At 55.3% G+C, this 16374-nt stretch carries 19 protein-coding genes; 12 read left to right on the forward strand and 7 right to left on the reverse strand.

Translation table 11 applies throughout. The annotated features are described in order from the left end of the window. Positions 1–29 precede the first annotated feature (29 nt). Positions 30–392 (forward strand): hypothetical protein, encoded by a 363-nt coding sequence (locus tag HED22_RS00270; protein WP_167717768.1) that lies wholly within the window; start codon positions 30–32, stop codon positions 390–392. A gap of 76 nt (positions 393–468) precedes the next feature. Here the strand turns inward: HED22_RS00270 and HED22_RS00275 are convergent, their stop codons facing one another. Then, positions 469–1680: a TIGR03862 family flavoprotein gene (locus tag HED22_RS00275; protein ID WP_167717769.1), complete on the reverse strand. Its 1212-nt coding sequence runs from the start codon at positions 1678–1680 to the stop codon at positions 469–471. A gap of 174 nt (positions 1681–1854) precedes the next feature. Between HED22_RS00275 and HED22_RS00280 the strand changes: the two genes are divergently transcribed. Then, on the forward strand, positions 1855–2346 hold the full coding sequence (locus HED22_RS00280; protein WP_167717770.1) for a GNAT family N-acetyltransferase: 492 nt from the start codon (positions 1855–1857) through the stop codon (positions 2344–2346). Here HED22_RS00280 and HED22_RS00285 read toward each other — a convergent pair. The 5 genes from HED22_RS00285 to pcaQ all read right to left on the reverse strand — a co-directional run bounded on the left by HED22_RS00285 (position 2343) and on the right by pcaQ (position 7617). Beyond that, positions 2343–3287, reverse strand: coding sequence for a helix-turn-helix domain-containing protein (locus HED22_RS00285; protein ID WP_167717771.1), 945 nt, complete (start codon positions 3285–3287; stop codon positions 2343–2345). The genes HED22_RS00280 and HED22_RS00285 overlap by 4 nt on opposite strands. 137 nt (positions 3288–3424) lie before the next feature. Continuing rightward, the gene (locus HED22_RS00290) at positions 3425–4816 is read right to left on the reverse strand and encodes a TRAP transporter large permease (RefSeq protein ID WP_167717772.1); all 1392 of its coding nucleotides are present in this window, start codon (positions 4814–4816) and stop codon (positions 3425–3427) included. After that, a complete protein-coding gene (locus HED22_RS00295) occupies positions 4809–5306 on the reverse strand; it encodes a TRAP transporter small permease (protein WP_167717773.1) in 498 nt (165 codons plus the stop codon). The genes HED22_RS00290 and HED22_RS00295 overlap by 8 nt, the downstream gene beginning before the upstream one ends. A 103-nt stretch (positions 5307–5409) precedes the next feature. Further along, positions 5410–6441 (reverse strand): TRAP transporter substrate-binding protein, encoded by a 1032-nt coding sequence (locus tag HED22_RS00300; RefSeq protein WP_167717774.1) that lies wholly within the window; start codon positions 6439–6441, stop codon positions 5410–5412. Positions 6442–6675: 234 nt separating this feature from the next. Then, positions 6676–7617, reverse strand: coding sequence for a pca operon transcription factor PcaQ (gene pcaQ, locus HED22_RS00305; protein WP_167717775.1), 942 nt, complete (start codon positions 7615–7617; stop codon positions 6676–6678). Positions 7618–7761: 144 nt separating this feature from the next. On the opposite strand from pcaQ, the gene pcaD reads away from it, so the two are divergent. The 8 genes from pcaD (at position 7762) to pcaB (ending at position 14729) form a co-directional block, all read left to right on the forward strand. Next, positions 7762–8562 carry a 3-oxoadipate enol-lactonase gene (gene pcaD, locus HED22_RS00310; RefSeq protein WP_167717776.1) on the forward strand — a complete coding sequence of 267 codons (801 nt, stop codon included), beginning with the start codon at positions 7762–7764 and terminating at the stop codon, positions 8560–8562. Next, the gene (gene pcaC / locus HED22_RS00315; RefSeq protein ID WP_217701843.1) at positions 8555–8947 is read left to right on the forward strand and encodes a 4-carboxymuconolactone decarboxylase; all 393 of its coding nucleotides are present in this window, start codon (positions 8555–8557) and stop codon (positions 8945–8947) included. Before pcaD ends, pcaC begins: the two co-directional genes overlap by 8 nt. A 5-nt stretch (positions 8948–8952) precedes the next feature. Beyond that, entirely contained in the window at positions 8953–9654 is a 702-nt protein-coding gene (gene pcaH / locus HED22_RS00320) for a protocatechuate 3,4-dioxygenase subunit beta (RefSeq protein WP_167717777.1), read from the forward strand. Positions 9655–9657: 3 nt separating this feature from the next. Then, entirely contained in the window at positions 9658–10245 is a 588-nt protein-coding gene (pcaG, locus tag HED22_RS00325; RefSeq protein WP_167717778.1) for a protocatechuate 3,4-dioxygenase subunit alpha, read from the forward strand. Positions 10246–10375: 130 nt separating this feature from the next. Further along, positions 10376–11230 (forward strand): CoA transferase subunit A, encoded by an 855-nt coding sequence (locus HED22_RS00330; protein ID WP_167717779.1) that lies wholly within the window; start codon positions 10376–10378, stop codon positions 11228–11230. Between the two features lie 14 nt (positions 11231–11244). Continuing rightward, positions 11245–12018: a CoA-transferase subunit beta gene (locus tag HED22_RS00335; RefSeq protein WP_167717780.1), complete on the forward strand. Its 774-nt coding sequence runs from the start codon at positions 11245–11247 to the stop codon at positions 12016–12018. Positions 12019–12041: 23 nt separating this feature from the next. Beyond that, positions 12042–13247 carry a 3-oxoadipyl-CoA thiolase gene (gene pcaF / locus HED22_RS00340; protein ID WP_167717781.1) on the forward strand — a complete coding sequence of 402 codons (1206 nt, stop codon included), beginning with the start codon at positions 12042–12044 and terminating at the stop codon, positions 13245–13247. A 144-nt stretch (positions 13248–13391) separates the two neighbouring features. Continuing rightward, on the forward strand, positions 13392–14729 hold the full coding sequence (gene pcaB, locus HED22_RS00345) for a 3-carboxy-cis,cis-muconate cycloisomerase (RefSeq protein WP_167717782.1): 1338 nt from the start codon (positions 13392–13394) through the stop codon (positions 14727–14729). Positions 14730–14776: 47 nt separating this feature from the next. Here the strand turns inward: pcaB and HED22_RS00350 are convergent, their stop codons facing one another. Further along, positions 14777–15259, reverse strand: coding sequence for a GNAT family N-acetyltransferase (locus HED22_RS00350; RefSeq protein ID WP_167717783.1), 483 nt, complete (start codon positions 15257–15259; stop codon positions 14777–14779). Between the two features lie 270 nt (positions 15260–15529). Between HED22_RS00350 and HED22_RS00355 the strand changes: the two genes are divergently transcribed. Both HED22_RS00355 and HED22_RS00360 read left to right on the forward strand, forming a co-directional pair. Next, entirely contained in the window at positions 15530–15754 is a 225-nt protein-coding gene (locus HED22_RS00355) for a DUF2892 domain-containing protein (protein ID WP_167717784.1), read from the forward strand. A gap of 151 nt (positions 15755–15905) precedes the next feature. After that, complete coding sequence (locus HED22_RS00360) at positions 15906–16319, forward strand: TIGR01244 family sulfur transferase (protein ID WP_167717785.1); 414 nt, start codon at positions 15906–15908, stop codon at positions 16317–16319. The last annotated feature ends 55 nt before the right edge of the window (positions 16320–16374 follow it).

Consider the following 16374-nt stretch of genomic DNA (forward strand, 5'->3'; position numbering starts at 1 on the left):
CTTTTCGAAATTGTGAGAAGGACTCCATAATGAAACAGATGAAATTGGTTCTCTTGGCTTTGTTGCCTATGGTTTGTCTGGTTTCCTTGCCGAGTGCAGCCTTCGCTGGGTGCAACAAAGCGTCAAATTATGTCAACTATAATGGTCTTTCGGGGTGGGCGAACCGGATTGCGAATGCAAATAATGCCGACGTCAGAACGGCTTACGCTAATAGCACATGTCTGATCACAGCAGGAGAGCATTCAGGCGGTACGCAGCCTCCAGGTGCGGCCAGTACCAACCATGTGACGGTTGTTTTGAAAAAGACCGCAACGATAAAGAAGCAGACGTGCCACATCTTCAAAAAGGCCCCAAGCTATACAGGGACTTATTTCCCGGCAACTTGCCAATGATCGCATTTGTTTAAATTCAGCCGTCCGGTCCCCTGTTGGGCCGGACGGTGTCTGGGCGAGAAGCTTGTCGTTGTTGTCATGGATATGTTCGCGCTATACACCCACTCAACAAATACCCCCCCGTCGGCGCTTCCCAATCCACCATCTCGCCGAGGCAGTAGGTGCCGGGGCGGTTGATGAGTTGGAAATTGTCGTCCAGTTCTTCCCATGCGACACCGCCTGCGGTGCTGATGGCCTCGTCTATTGGACGGGGCTTTTTGATTTGGAGTTTCAGGTTTTTGATCGCGGTGGCGAGTTGGGCCGGGTCGTTCAGGGTTTCGCGCGGGGTGACTTCGAAAACAAGCGCGGTTTTGGTGGTGTCAAGGCCGAGTGTTTTGCGCAGGTGATTGCCCAGCGAGTTTTTACCGCGTGGCTTTGAAAGGCGCTTGGTGACGTCTTCAAGGGTGCGGTCGGGGCAGAGGTCAAGCGTGAGCGTGCCGACACCGGTTTCAAGCCATTGATCGCGCAGCGTTGCCGAGATGGCGTAGACGGCACTGCCTTCGATGCCGGTTTTGGAAATGACGAATTCACCGCGGACAGATTGGTCGCCGCAGGTCAGCGTCACGGCCTTGACTGGGGAGCCTGCGCATTTGGCAATCAAATGATCGGTCCAGTCGATGTCAAAGCCGCAATTGGCCGGTTTGAACGGGTTGCACTTGATCCCGGCACTTCGCAGGATTTCCATCCATTTGCCGTCTGATCCCAGGCGTTTCCAGCTGCCGCCGCCAAGGGCCAGAATGGTGATGTCGGCGGTTGCCGTCACTTCGCCATCTGGCGTTTTGAAAACCGCATGGTCGGTATCGTTCCAGCCGGTCCAGTAATGGCGATAATGGATTTTGCAGCCCAAATCATCGAGCCTGCGCAACCAGGCGCGCAAAAGCGGGCTTGCCTTCATTGCGGTCGGGAAGACCCGGCCGGATGATCCGACAAAGGTTTCAACCCCAAGCCCAGCACACCATTCGCGGATTTGATCGGGGCCAAATTTGCGCAAATGCGGTTCAAGGCGGGCGCGCGAAGTGCCATAGCGCGAGAGGAAAGTTTCCAAATCCTCGCTATGGGTGATGTTGAGCCCCGATTTCCCGGCCATGAGGAATTTGCGCCCTGCACTTGGCATGCCTTCATAGATCGTCACGGCATAACCATCACCCGCCAGCCGTTCGGCAGCCATAAGCCCGGCCGGTCCCGCACCAATGATCATGGCGGTTTTGCCGGTGGGCGTTGGTGCGATGCGGTCAGTGGTGTGTGGCATTTCGGACCTTGTGACGCAGGGGATAATTGTCTGGCGGTTTTAGCGGCTTTGGGCGGCGATGGCAATTTGTGTGCTGATTGTTCTGATCTTTAACGTGGGTCGCATTTTCTTGAGTTTTGCGGCGTTGCCTCCTAGGTTCTTTTCCCACCCCACGAAAGCATACGGAATTGAATGATGATCTCTGGACTCTGGCAGACCCCGACCGAAGACGAACTGATCCGCATTGTTGCGATGATGGAAGACCTGACCTTTCAGGACCGTATTTCACGCGTCCCGGATGAAAACCTTCGCGCGGCGCTGAATGGATCGCCTGATAATGCGCTTTGGGTGTTTCGCGTCGACGGGCGTGCGGTGGCCTATGCCTATATGACAGAAATGGCGACGGTATTCCCCAAACTGGACGAATTTGGCGTGTTTGAGCGCGGCCATGGCTATGGCAAGGCAGCCATTGCGGCACTGGCCGAAAAATGTGCCGAAACGCCTAGGTTTGAGAAGCTTTGGCTTAAGGTTGTCGATGGCAATGATGTGGCGATGGCGCTATATCGCAGCATTGGTTTCGGCGAAGAAGAGTTCTTGCCAAAGAATTGGCTGACGCGCGCTGGTGACATCGTTGATGTCTATCGCATGTGGTTGCCGCTTGACCCTTTGCGCGCACAAACGGCTTAGCGATTGTTTGACCTGAACTGGGCCGGGGAACTCCCGGCCTTTTTGGCAAAGAAGCGCGAAAAATACCCGGCATCGCGAAAACCCAGTTCATCGGCGATCTGCTGAATGGCGATGTCGGTATAGATCAGTGTGCGCTTGGCTTCCAGCATCAGGCGGTTTTGCACCACTTCGCTTGCCGTCATGCCATAGATGTCCTTGGCGATGCGGTTGAGCTGAGTCGTGGTGACGCCGATTTCACGGGCGTAGAAATCAAGCGATTTGTGCTGCTTGTAAAATGTTTCAACCAGCGTCTGAAACTTGCGGAATTTCTCGGTTTTCTGTTCGTGACGCGACAGGCGTGCGGAATGATCCTGCGGTACGGTGCGCCCGATATCGAGAAGCAACAGGCCAAGGATATGGCGCAGCGCAAATAGCCGTCCGGTATTGTGGCTGTAATATTCCGTCACCAATTGCGAAATCAGAAAGTCCGCCGGGCTGTTGCTTTGCCCGGATGGTGACCCTGTATCAACACAGATCGCCTGATCAAGCCGGGCGAGGAGTTTGGGCGCGGGGCTAAGAATTTCCTGCAGGTGATAATCGGTCAGCGAAATCACCCAACCATCAATATCATCGGTGAACTTGAAGCCATGCACTGTGCCGGGCGGGACCGTGATCAGTTGGCCAGTCTGCATGGTCAGATGTTGGTCATCAAAGCTGATTTCGGCCTGTCCGCGCGTGATGTAAAGCAGCTGAAACAGGTTGGTGTGCCGGTGCGGCTGAATGTGCAGATCATGCAGGCGTGATCGTTCCGGGATGCTTTCAAGGTGAAAGAATTCCGGTTCGGTGATCGGTTGCGGATCCGATGCGGGAACGCTTTCCCGACCATGGCGGTCACGCGCGTCCGGGTGCTGGACCGCATCGCGTTCGCCATAAAGCTTGTAGATCGGGATATTGTTGCGCATGGATACCTGTTACTCGGATCGCCGGATATGCGTTTGGTTTGCGGTAGTTTAGCGTGTTTTCGCAAGTACAAAAAGAAAAGCCCGCCACAATGTCGGGCGGGCTTTTGCATAATGTCTTGGAGTTGCTATCAGGGTCGCTAATTGCCAAGCAGGGTTGGCACAAACAGCGTTAATATCGGCGCAAAGATCAGTAACAGAATACGGATGATCTCGGCACCGAAGAACGGCATGACCCCGCGGAAGGTCTGGGTCATCGGCACCCCTTTGGCAAGGGCGTTGATGATGAACACGTTCAAACCCACCGGGGGCGTGATCAGCCCCAATTCCACGACAATGAGTGCGAGGATACCAAACCAGATCTTCAGATCCTCGGTCCCCATGCCATAGGCCGCGGTCGCTGCCGTTGCCCAGTCACCGCCATTGATGTCGACAAGGGCAGGCCAGAAGAACGGGATCACCACGACGATCATCGACAGGCTTTCCATGAAGCAGCCAAGCAGGATCAGGGCCAGCAGCATCAGAACCATCACCAGCCACGGGTCAAAGCCGCTGGTTGCGGCCGCCTCGGCCATATAGGCCGGAAGATTGGCGCGGCTAAAGAAGCCCTTGAGGATTTCCGCACCCAGAAGGATGAAGAAGATCATCGAAGAGGTAATCGCGGTATCCTTGAGCGACTGACGCAGACCTTTCCAGGTCAGCCCGCCTTTGCCTTTCCAGCGCATATAGGCGCCGTAAACCAGAATGGCGAACACACCCACACCGGCCGCCGGTGTCGGCGTGAACAGACCGGCACCAAGACCCAGAATGATCGAGCCAAAGATCACCATCACCGGAATCAGACGCAGCAACGCTTCCTTGCGTTCGGCTGCCGGCATTGGTTCTGGTTTCGGGGCCAGTGACGGATTCAGGCGCACCTGAATGGCGATCACGGCCATAAAGAACAGAACGGCAATCAGACCCGGAATGATCGCGGCCTGAAACATCTGAATGATGGAGGCCTCGACCGTCACTGCATAAATCACAAGTGCGACGGATGGCGGGATCAGGATGCCAAGCGTCCCGCCTGCTGCCAGCGTACCGGTGGCCAGACGCGGCGAGTATTTCAGACGGTCCAGTTCGGGCAGGGCGACCTTGCCCATGGTTGATGCGGTTGCAAGCGAAGACCCGCATACTGCGCCAAATCCGGCGCAGGCACCGATGGCCGCCATGGCAACACCACCCCGGAAGCGACCCAGTATCGCGTTTACGCCCTGGAACAAGTCGCGCGACAGGTTGGCCTGACTTGCGAGATAGCCCATCAGAACAAACAGCGGAACGACCGAAAGCTCGTAGTTCGAGACAATCCCGTAAAGCAGGGATTTGAACTGCTGCAGATAGGGATCAAAGCGCAGGAACGGGAAAAACAGGCTGAGCACATAGTTGCCGCCAATCCCGACGCCGACCATGGCAAGGCCGACCGGAACCCGCAGTGCAAGAATGAAAAAGAGAACGGCAAGGCCACCAAGGCCGATCAATTCACGTTCAGACATCGGCTTCTCTTTCGAAAATCTGGCTTCCGGCAATCGCGGCCCACAGGAACATCGAAATGATGCCCGGCACATAGAACGGCCAGATCTGCCAGCCCAGAATTGCGGAAAGAGTGTTGTCGCCACGGACCTCGATCAGGCCATTGACCATCATGTAACCGAGGAACAGCGCCAGACAGGTCATCAGGATGGCCGACAGGGTGTCGACGATACGTGCGAACCAGTCAGGAAACATTTTGATAAAAACATCAACCGCGACATGACCGCGATGTGCCTGACAATATGGGAAAAACATCAGGGCGGCTGAGCTGACGATCATGCTGACAAAGTCCTCATAGCCGATAATGGCCGGGACGTTGGCATCAAACAGTCGGGCAATCTTGTCCAGGCCAAAGGCGGTAACGTTCACAATCGTTACAATCGCGATCAGCAGGGCAAGCATGCCACCGGCAACGGCAAGCCATGAAGCAGCCTTGTAGAGCACGTTTTTCATATCTCTAACAATCCAGCGGGCAATCTAGCGGGAGAAGAGGGTCACGTATCCATAGATCGAGATGATACGTGACCCCACAAGATTTACCAGTAACGATCAAACGTTACTCGGTATGGGCCTGAACAGCGGCTTTGGCTTTTTCAACCAATGCAGCGCCATCAAAGCCGGCATTTTTGGATTCTTCGATCCAGCGATCAACAACCGTTGCTGCCGGGGCGTCAAAGGTTGCCTTCTGTTCCGGGGTAAGCTGAACAACCTGGCCTTTGCCTTCGTTGATCATGCGCTTGCCAACTTCTTCGACATCGTTCCAGATGGTGCCGATTTCAGCAGCAAAATCACGGCCGGAGTTACGATCGATGATTTCCTTGAGATCGTCGGGCAGGCTCTCGTAACGATCCTTGTTCATGGCGAACAGGAAGGTCGAGGTACCAAAGCGCGAATTAACGCCTTCGCCTTCGACAGAATAGGCAACCAGCTCAGCCAGTTTCAGCGGCGGAACAACTTCGAACGGAACCATGCCGCCGTCAACAACGCCAAGCGACATTGCCTGCGGCAGGGCCGGGACCGGCATGCCGACCGGTTCTGCACCCCAGGATTCAATCACCCAGGAACCGGTACGGGTCGGCGTACGCAGTTTAAGACCTTTGACGTCATCAACAGTGCGGACGTCTTTTTCGGTCAGGTGAATGGCCTGACCGGCATGAACGTGGACTGCCAGGGTATGGACATCGGTAAGGTCTTCGGCAAATTCGTCCTTGAGGTCCCACATCGCAAGGTTGGTTGCGCGTGCGTCACCAAGGTGAACGCCCGGAAGCTCAAACACTTCAAGATGCGGGAAAACGCCCGGGGTATAACCCGGAAGGGTCCAGACGATGTCGGCCACGCCATCACGAACCTGGCGATACAGCTCCGGCGGATTGCCGCCAAGCGACATGGACGGGAAGATTTCAAACTTGATACGGCCGTTTGATTCTTCTTCGATTTTCTTTGCCCACGGCTCGATCATTTTGGCCTGGGTCGGTGCTTTCGGCCCCAGGAAATGGTGAACGGTCAGGGTAACTTCCTGTGCGTGTGCGCCGAACGACACCATGGTCGCGACAGCAGCACCTGCAAGTAATTTGGTGATCTGTTTCATTTTGTTCCTCCTTTGAACGTCTTGTCGCGTTCATTGCGCCGACAAGCGTTTCAGCCACGATGCGCATCTAGCGTGCCAAGTTTTCCGAGAGTTCTTTTTGTTATTGTTTTTATTATTCTTTTTTCTGCATGGCCTGCGTTTAACACATTTCAGCCATGCCAATTTAGGTGCAATCTAATAGGTGCGTGATGGTTATGTATAATGATATGTAGGCACATATCCATAACCAAATGATTATGTTTTTGCCTGATCATGGGTGCTGTGATGACGTGATGCTTCTTCGCGCACGGCATTGATCAGCATCTCAACCGGCGGCGAAATTGGCGAGTCAATTCGGGTCGTCAGGCCAACGGGACCAAAGGTATCGCTGGTATCGATCGGCAGTTCGACCAGATGCCCTTCGGCGATATCGGATGCGACAGCACCGTTTGAAATGATCCAGATCGCATCGGTTTCACGGGTAAAGGCACGTCCGAAAGATGTCGAAACGGTTTCGATACGGTCGGGCAGGGCGCCGATGCCATGCGCAATCAGCATTTTGTCGACCGTCGGGTGAATAATCGCGTGTTTGGGCGGCACCAGAACGGTAAATTCGCGAATACGCGTCAGGTCCGGGTTTTTGTCGGCCAGTAACGGATGCCCCGGTCGCGCGACCAGCGAAATATGTTCCGAATACAAATGAATGAATGACAATCCCGACATCTGATCGGGTTCAGCCAGACGCCCGACCACAAGATCAAGTTCGCCAACCCGCAACTGCCCCATCAACATGACGTTCGGTCCGGCCACGACCTTGACCGTGGTATCGGGGCTAAGTGTTTTGAAATGACGAATGGCGTTGGGCATGATGCTTGCCGCCACGGTCGGCAGAACCCCCAGATTGATCGAAAGCCCGCCTTGCATGCGAACCTGACTGATGCTGTCCACACCTTGACGCAGGGCTGTGACGCTGGCCCCGGCATAGCGCAGAAAGACCTTGCCGAAATCGGTCAGGGTCACGCCACGTTTTGATCGGTCAAACAATCGCGCATCAAGATGTTCTTCCAGCTCGCGAATGGTTTTGGAAACTGCGGGCTGGGTAATCGACAGCGTATCGGCGGCCTTGACGACACTGCGTTGGCGCGCGACTTCCAGAAAGCAGGTCAGATGGCGGAATTTGATGCGTTGATCAAGCATGAGGCCCTATATGTCATAAGTTTAGAATGTTCTCATGGGTGTCTAATGCATAATTATATAGTTATGCAAAATACGCAATTCCTCATTTTACATAACCAAAACCATCTGCGAATGTGAGGGCAAACAAGCAGGGTGGAAACAATAATGAGTCTGCACGTCGCCCCGGTCAACGGGACACATATTCATTACAGCCAGTCAGGCCCGAAAAACGGCCCGGCACTGGTCTTTGCAAATTCTTTGGGTACGGATCTGCGCATCTGGGACGACGTTGTCGATGCCTTGTCTTCAACGTTTAATATCGTCACCTATGACAAGCGCGGCCATGGTCTTTCAGGTATTGGCGATGCGCCCTATGACGTTGCGCTACATGCCAATGACCTGATCGGGTTGCTGGATTATCTCGGACTGGATCAGGTGATCATTTGCGGTCTGTCGGTCGGTGGTCTGATTGCCCAGAAGGTTACCGAACTGGCCCCCAATCGTGTGCGCGGCCTGATCCTGTGTGATACCGCCGCCAAGCTTGGCGATTATGACAGCTGGAACACCCGGATCGAGGCGATCAAGGCTGACGGAATTGCATCCATGGGCGATGCCATCATGGAACGCTGGCTGTCGCCGACCTTCCGCAAGGAACGGGCACTGGAAACCGCGATGTATCGCGACATGCTGGTACGCACCACGGTCGAAGGCTATGTCGGGACCTGCATCGCGCTGCGCGATGGGGATCTGCGCGACGCAGCAGCGAAAATTGCAGTGCCGACATTATGTGTCTGCGGATCAGAAGACCTCGCCACACCACCCGATGTGGTGCGTGCGACGGCATCGATGATCCCCAATGCTGAATTTGAATTGATTGACGGGGTCGGGCACTTGCCGTGCATCGAAACCCCGGAATTGCTGACCCGGTTGATCGACCGATTTACCAAGGAGAAGAACCTTGTCTGAGAGCCGGTATGACATTGGCATGAAAACCCGCCGTTCCGTTCTGGGGGACGCGCATGTGGATCGCGCGTCGAAAAACATTACGGAAATGGACGAAGGTTTTCAGCGCTACATCACTGAAAATGTCTGGAATGGTGTCTGGACAAGCGACGCCTTCACCAAGCGTGAGCGTTCCATTGTGACCATTGCCCTGCTTGCCGGGCTTGGCCATGAAGAAGAACTTGCCATGCATATCCGGGCGACACTCAATACCGGGGCAACACGCGAAGATATTCGTGAAACCCTGATGCATGTTGCGGTTTATGCCGGTGTCCCCGCTGCCAATACGGCCTTCCGCATTGCCAAACAAACCTATGCCGAGATCGACGCGGCATCCAAGGGAGAGTAAGCCACATGTCCACCTTCAAACCGCGTGACTGGGGTTCCCACGCCCCCTATATCGCACCCGGGTACAAATCGACCATCCTGCGTGGTCCGACCCGTTCGCCGCTTGCCATCAAATCGGGTTTGACCGAAAGCACCGGTCCGCGCTTTGCGCCGGCAAGCGTGCGTGAACTTGATTTCGACCTGACCAAAAACGGCGTTGTCAATGGCGAGCCGCTTGGTGAACGCATTGTCGTTCATGGTCGTGTGATGGATACTGATGGTCGCCCGCAGCCCAACACCCTTGTTGAAATCTGGCAGGCGAATGCGGCCGGCCGTTATGTGCACAAGGTTGATCAGCATGATGCGCCGCTTGACCCGAACTTCCGCGGATCGGGGCGTTGCTTTACCGACGATCAGGGCAATTACAAGTTCTACACCATCAAGCCGGGCGCCTATCCGTGGGGCAACCACTTCAATGCATGGCGTCCGAACCATATCCACATCTCGCTGTTTGGTCCGGGCTTTGCCACCCGTCTTGTGACCCAGATGTATTTCCCGGGTGATCCGCTGCTTGATCTTGATCCGATTTTCCTCGGTACCGAAGACGCAGCCGCACGTGAACGCCTGATTGCCAAATTCTCGATCGACAAGACCGAGGAAGGCTTCGCACTGGGCTATCAGTTCGACATTGTCCTGCGTGGACGCAACGGCACCCCGATGGAGAATTAAGTCATGGCTTATGGTGAAACCCCCTCACAGACGGTTGGTCCGTATTTCGCCTATGGCTTGACCGCAGGCCAGTACGCATACGACTTTACCGACATCGCCGATCCGACCGTTGCTGGCCCGGATGCCAAGGGTGAGCATATCCGCATCACCGGCACTGTCTTTGACGGTGAAGGCAATCCAGTCAATGACGCAATGATCGAAATCTGGCAGGCCGATGCCGATGGTGTATACAACGAAAACCCGATTGATGTGTCCGGCACCGATTTCCGCGGGCTTGGCCGTTGCGGTACGGGCACGGATGCCCAAAACCGGTTCTGGTTTGACACGGTAAAGCCGGGTGTTGTTGCTGATGCCGGTGCACCTTTTGTCAACGTGATCATCTTCATGCGCGGCATGCTGGTCCATGCCTTTACCCGTTTCTATTTCGACGATGAGGCTGAACTGAATGCAAAAGACCCTGTCTTGCAGTCGGTGCCAGAAAATCGTCGCGACACCTTGATCGCCAAGCGTGTCGAAACCCCGACGGGGATTGAATACCGGATCGATATTCACATGCAGGGGGACGCGGAAACCGTGTTCTTCGACGTGTAAGTCGATCTGGTGCGATGGCTGCGTCCGCTGCTTTGGGGAAAGCCGGCGGTCGCAGCCATCGACCTGAATTTCCTTTGGGGCGATTGCCCCGCATTTCTATGTTTTGGATTGATGCCACAGGAGTTTTGCCGTGGTTGCACGTTTCATGTCGCTTAAAGAAGCCGTCGCGTCCTGCGTAAAGGATGGCGACACCATCTCGATGGAAGGCTTTACCCATCTGATACCGCATGCTGCCGGACACGAAATCATTCGTCAGGGCATCAAGGATCTGACCCTGATCCGCATGACGCCCGATATGATCTATGATCAGCTGATCGGTGCGGGCTGCGCGAAAAAACTTGTTTTTTCCTGGGGTGGTAACCCCGGCGTAGGGTCGCTGCACCGTCTGCGCGATGCCTATGAAAAAGGCTGGCCGACCAAGCTTGAAATCGAAGAGCACAGTCATGCGGCCATGGCCAACGCCTATGACGCGGGCGCGGCTGGTCTGCCTTGTGCGGTGTTTAAGGGATATCGTGGCGCGGAACTGCCGCGCGTGAACCCGAACATCAAGTTCATCGAATGCCCGTTCACCGGTGAAAGCCTGGCGGCGGTTCCGGCAATTCGCCCGGACGTCACTGTGGTGCATGCCCAGAAAGCCAACAAAAAGGGCGATGTCCTGTTTGAAGGCATTGTCGGTGTTCAGAAAGAAGCCGTTCTGGCAGCGAAAAAATCGATCATCACCGTCGAAGAGATTGTCGATGATTTTGGTGACATTTCGCCCAATGCCGTCATGTTGCCGAACTGGGCCGTGACCGCAATTGTCGAAGTGCCGGGCGGGGCGCATCCGTCCTATGCCCAGGGCTATTACAAGCGCGACAACGCGTTCTATAAGGCATGGGATCCGATTGCGCGTGATCGCGAAGCGTTCCAGGCATGGCTTGAAGAACATGTCATTAATGGCGGCCCCGAAGATTTCGCGGCCAAGCGCGACGCAAACAAAGCCTGAGCGGAGGAAAGATCATGGTTGAATATACCCCGACTGAAATGATGACGGTATCCGCTGCACGCGCGCTTAAAAATGACGATGTGTGCTTTGTTGGGATCGGGATGCCGTCGGCTGCGTGTAATCTGGCGCGCCTGACCCATGCACCCGACATCACCCTGATTTATGAAAGTGGCACCATCGGCACCAAGCCGGATGTCCTGCCGCTGTCGATTGGCGATGGCGAGCTTTGCGAAACGGCTGTCAACACGGTCGCCGTGCCGGAAATGTTCCGCTACTGGCTGCAGGGTGGCAAGATTTCGGTTGGTTTCCTTGGCGCGGCCCAGCTCGATAAATATGGCAACATCAACACCACCGTTATTGGCGATTACGACAACCCCAAAGTCCGTCTGCCGGGCGGTGGTGGTGCACCGGAAATCGCGACCAGTTGTGGTGAAGTTTTCCTTGTGATGAAACAAAGCAAACGTGGCTTTGTCGAAAAGATCGATTTCGTGACATCGCTTGGTCATGGCAAGGGCGGCGATGATCGCGCGTCCTATGGTGTGGATACCAAGGGCCCGTCGCGTTTGATTACCGATCTTTGCATCATGGAACCGCATCCGGTCGGCAAACAGTTCGTCGTGACGTCGATCCATCCGGGTGTCACCCGCGAAGAAATCATCGAAAACACCGGTTGGGAGGTTGAGTTCGCCGACGAAGTCGCCGAAACTGCGATCCCGTCCGAGAAAGAATTGCAGGTTCTGCGTGAACTGCATGCTCGTACCGCCAAGGCCCATGGGGACCAGCAGTAAGAGCAATAAAAAGGATTTTGGAAATGGCTGACGCATATATTTGCGATTACATCCGTACCCCGATTGGCCGCTTTGGTGGCAGCCTGTCACAGGTGCGCGCCGATGATCTGGGGGCTGTGCCGCTCAAGGCACTCATGGACCGTAATCCGGATCTGGATTTTGGCGCTGTTGACGATATCGTCTTTGGCTGTGCGAACCAGGCTGGTGAGGACAACCGCAACGTCGCACGCATGTCATCGCTTCTGGCGGGACTGCCCGAAACGGTGACGGGCACCACGGTCAACCGTCTGTGCGGTTCGGGCATGGATGCCATCATCATTGCTGCGCGTGCGATCAAATCGGGCGAAGCGGATCTGATGATTGCCGGTGGTGTGGAAAACATGTCGCGTGCGCCGTTCGTGATGCCAAAGGCCACCTCGGCCTTTTCGCGCAATGCGGAAATCTATGACACCACGATTGGCTGGCGGTTCGTCAACCCGGTGATGAAGAAACAGTACGGCGTGGATTCCATGCCCGAAACCGGCGAAAACGTTGCCGAGGATTTCAATATTTCCCGCGAAGATCAGGATGCCTTTGCCGCCCGTTCGCAGGACAAGGCCGTTGCCGCACAGGAAAACGGCAATCTGGCCGCGGAAATCACCCCGGTGACCATTCCGCAGCGTAAAGGCGATGCGATTGTTGTGGAAAAGGATGAACATCCGCGTCCGGGCACCACGGCCGAAAAACTTGCCAAACTGCCGACCCCGTTCCGCGAAGGTGGTTCGGTGACAGCCGGTAACGCATCAGGTGTCAATGACGGGGCCGCGGCCCTGATCGTCGCATCCGAAGCCGCGGTCAAGAAATATGGCCTGACGCCGATTGCACGCGTTGTCGGTGGTGCGACCGCCGGTGTTGCGCCGCGCATCATGGGCTTTGGCCCGGCACCGGCCAGCAAGAAGCTTTTGGCACGTCTTGGCTGGTCCACCGATCAGCTTGACGTGATCGAATTGAACGAGGCTTTTGCATCACAGGGTCTGGCGACTTTGCGTGATCTTGGCATTGCTGATGACGATGCGCGCGTAAACCCGAATGGTGGTGCAATTGCACTTGGCCATCCGTTGGGCATGTCGGGCGCACGTATTGCCGGCACCGCCGCCCTTCAGATGAAACGCACTGGTGGCAAGCGTGCACTGGCAACCATGTGCATTGGTGTTGGCCAGGGCATTGCGATTGCGCTTGAAGCTGTCTGAGCCGGATGGCTGACTGATCTTTGAAAAGGTGCCCCTGTGCCGGTTGACGGGCAGGGGCTTCTTTTTGCGTTGTTGACCAATATGGTTGCTGGCGCGACACTACCGACTTGATTTCGCACCTGTTTGAACGGTGGATGATACCTGATGAGCGTTTCGCCTTTTGACTCTGCCTTGCTTGGGGATCTGTTTTCCGATCCGGAAATTGCCGGTCTTTTTGATGACCAGGCCCAGATTTCAGCCATGCTGTTGTTTGAATCAGCCCTTGCTGCGGCTGAGGCGCGCGCAGGCGTGATCCCCGAACAAAGTGCGGTTCGCATTGCCGAGGTCTGCCGCGAATTCAATCCTGATCCGGCAACCCTGGCAGCCGGAACGGCAAGTGCCGGTGTACCGGTTCCCGCACTGGTCAAGGCACTGAAAGCGGAAATTGGCGGCGAAGATGCCCGATATGTTCATTTCGGTGCGACCAGTCAGGATGTGGTCGATAGTGCGCTTGTCCTGCAGCTGCGCGATGCGATTGCAATCATTCGGCGCCGTATTCGCAAACTGTCCAAGGTTCTTGCTGCCCATGCCGATACGCATCGAAAAACGGTGATGATCGGTCGCACCCGCTCCCAGCAGGCTGTGCCTACCACATTTGGGCTTAAGGCCGCCGGGTGGCTGGCGCCACTTGTGCGCATTGATCGCCGCATTGAAAGCCTGTCGTCTGATTTGCTGCGGGTTTCATTTGGCGGTGCTGCGGGCACGTTGGCCTCCATCGGTGCGAAGGCGGGCGACGTTGAAAACAATCTGGCCGAAGAACTTGATCTGCCGTTGGCCGATATGCCCTGGCATACCCAGCGTGATGGTCTGGTGGATTTTGCCAGCCAGTTGACAGCGTTAACCGGTGCACTTGGCAAAATGGGGCAGGACCTTGTCCTGCTGGCGCAGTCTGAAATTGCCGAAGTTCAGCCGGGCAAGGGGGGCGGATCATCGACGATGCCGCATAAATCCAACCCGGTGCAGGCGGAAATGCTGGTCACGCTTGCGCGGTTCAATGCCGGGCAGCTCGGAACCTTTGCCCAGTCGCAACTTCATGATCATGAGCGCTGCGGGGCAAGTTGGCTTCTTGAATGGTTGACCTTGCCACAGATCATTACAGCAGCCGGCGCAGCCCTTGCACAGGCCGTGGATATGGTCCCGGGTCTTAAAATCAATGCGGACCGGATGACGGATAATCTTGAGCTATCGCGCGGCGCGATGCTGGCAGAGGCCGCAACCTTTGCCCTTGCAGATCACATCGGCCGGGATGCGGCAGATAAGCTGGTTAAGGAAGCTGTGGCGAAGTCATCTGCCAATCAAACAAACCTGTTTGATGAATTGCCGAAACTGACCGATGCACCGGTTGATTGGGATCACGTCCGTGATCCGGTGAACTATGTCGGTCAGGCCGATCTGTTCATTGACCGGGTTTTGGGGACTGCCCGGCGCGGCTTGCGCGATTGAACCAATAAAAGGGCTGCCTATTTGGCGACCTTCTTATTTCGGGTATTTCAGGATCGGGGACGCAACCGCTTTTCAACGGCATAGTTATGGATCGGCACACCGCGCAGTTCAAAGTCGCGGCGCTCCACAACGGAAAACCCCTGTTTGACCATAAAGGATTTGGCCAGCTCGCTGGCCTCGCAATACAGCTTGCCGATACCCTGTTTCTTGGCCTCGGCCTCCAGCGCGGCATAAAGTTTTGCCACAGCACCAGTACCGGCAACATCGGGGCTGGCATAGAGAAACCGGATATGCCCGTCTGATTCCACATCGCTAAAGGCAACCGCCTGATCGTTTTCATCAACGGCGATAAAGGTCGTTCGACCATCCGTCATGGCTTCGATCCACTGATCTGGTGTCAGGCAAAGTTTGGACCAGACATCAATCTGATCGGGACCATAGGCGCTGCTTGCAAGTTCGTTGACCGCGCGATTGAAAATCTCGATCAGGGCAGGGGCATCGCTGTCTTTGAAGGGACGGATGGTGATCACGATGCGTCTCCCGCAATAGCTGTTCCCAGCTGACAGTGCGCTGCGAATTTACGCAGTAATATCAATGGCTGAACAAACATGAAGGTCTTCCTGATGACTTTTTATTTTGATCGGTTTTTGCATGGTCAAACAGTAAAAGGCAAGAGGCCTTGTTTCCGTTGAAGATATTTACTTGTGACCAGATGAAACATTGATTCTTATCAATGAAAAACAATAGTTCATCATGTTATGAAATAAATACAATCAATAGCCTTTCCCAAGGAGGAATTCATGGCAAATGTTGGAACTCTGGACCGTATTGTCCGTGCCGTTGCCGGTGTTGTTTTGTTGGCCTTGCCGTTCGTTTCGGCTGCTCCGCAAGACGGTGGCATGGCGTACGGCGTTTATGGCTGGGTCATGATTGCCGCCGGTGTTGTCATGTTGGTAACTGCGGCATTGCGTTTCTGCCCGCTTTATATGCTATTTGGCCTACGGACCTGCCCGCTTTCCAAATAGGTCACTGATCGGTTTTATCACTCGGGCTTTTCTGTTCGCATGACGTAATGCTGGCATCCGTCAGCGTGTGCGTTATGCTGTGTCGACGTGCTGAAACAGACCCTGCAAGTTTCAGGGTCCGGCTACCGGCAATGACGAACGGAATATAAAAATGAAACGCCTGAGTGATGAACTGACTGTATCTCCGCAAATGCCCCTTGAGGCGATTGACGAAATCGCCAAGGCCGGGTTCAAGACCATCATCTGCAATCGACCCGATGATGAAGACCCGGGACAACCGTCATTTTCTGAAATTGCTGCCAAGGCCGAAGCCGCTGGCATGAAGGCGATCTTTCAGCCAGTCGCAAGTGGTAATGTGTCCGATGAGGATGCAGATGCCTTTGCGGCCAACCTGGCGGCCGCGGAAAAGCCGGTCTTTGCCTATTGCCGCAGTGGTACACGCTGCACGATCCTTTGGTCGCTGGCCAATGCCGGGCAAATGCCCGCTGGTGATATCATCAAGGCTGCGGCTGATGCCGGATATGACATGGCACCGCTGGCACCACGGATTGCTACGCGCGGTTAAGGCGCTATAACGCGCAAGTTATGCGGTGCCTTGCTGTGCAAAAAACGCAGTGAGC

The sequence above is a fragment of the Thalassospira sp. HF15 genome (genome assembly GCF_011806525.1).
GTDB lineage: Bacteria > Pseudomonadota > Alphaproteobacteria > Rhodospirillales > Thalassospiraceae > Thalassospira.

Excerpts from the sequence above, each read along its gene's own strand:
- pcaF (WP_167717781.1), top strand. The coding sequence starts at position 12,042 with ATGGCTGACGCATATATTTGCGATTACATCCGTACCCCGATTGGCCGC.
- HED22_RS00335 (WP_167717780.1), top strand. The coding sequence starts at position 11,245 with ATGGTTGAATATACCCCGACTGAAATGATGACGGTATCCGCTGCACGC.
- pcaQ (WP_167717775.1), bottom strand. The coding sequence starts at position 7,617 with ATGCTTGATCAACGCATCAAATTCCGCCATCTGACCTGCTTTCTGGAA.
- HED22_RS00290 (WP_167717772.1), bottom strand. The coding sequence starts at position 4,816 with ATGTCTGAACGTGAATTGATCGGCCTTGGTGGCCTTGCCGTTCTCTTT.
- HED22_RS00285 (WP_167717771.1), bottom strand. The coding sequence starts at position 3,287 with ATGCGCAACAATATCCCGATCTACAAGCTTTATGGCGAACGCGATGCG.
- pcaD (WP_167717776.1), top strand. The coding sequence starts at position 7,762 with ATGAGTCTGCACGTCGCCCCGGTCAACGGGACACATATTCATTACAGC.
- HED22_RS00355 (WP_167717784.1), top strand. The coding sequence starts at position 15,530 with ATGGCAAATGTTGGAACTCTGGACCGTATTGTCCGTGCCGTTGCCGGT.
- HED22_RS00300 (WP_167717774.1), bottom strand. The coding sequence starts at position 6,441 with ATGAAACAGATCACCAAATTACTTGCAGGTGCTGCTGTCGCGACCATG.
- pcaB (WP_167717782.1), top strand. The coding sequence starts at position 13,392 with ATGAGCGTTTCGCCTTTTGACTCTGCCTTGCTTGGGGATCTGTTTTCC.
- HED22_RS00270 (WP_167717768.1), top strand. The coding sequence starts at position 30 with ATGAAACAGATGAAATTGGTTCTCTTGGCTTTGTTGCCTATGGTTTGT.
- HED22_RS00295 (WP_167717773.1), bottom strand. The coding sequence starts at position 5,306 with ATGAAAAACGTGCTCTACAAGGCTGCTTCATGGCTTGCCGTTGCCGGT.
- pcaH (WP_167717777.1), top strand. The coding sequence starts at position 8,953 with ATGTCCACCTTCAAACCGCGTGACTGGGGTTCCCACGCCCCCTATATC.
- HED22_RS00280 (WP_167717770.1), top strand. The coding sequence starts at position 1,855 with ATGATCTCTGGACTCTGGCAGACCCCGACCGAAGACGAACTGATCCGC.
- HED22_RS00360 (WP_167717785.1), top strand. The coding sequence starts at position 15,906 with ATGAAACGCCTGAGTGATGAACTGACTGTATCTCCGCAAATGCCCCTT.
- pcaG (WP_167717778.1), top strand. The coding sequence starts at position 9,658 with ATGGCTTATGGTGAAACCCCCTCACAGACGGTTGGTCCGTATTTCGCC.
- HED22_RS00275 (WP_167717769.1), bottom strand. The coding sequence starts at position 1,680 with ATGCCACACACCACTGACCGCATCGCACCAACGCCCACCGGCAAAACC.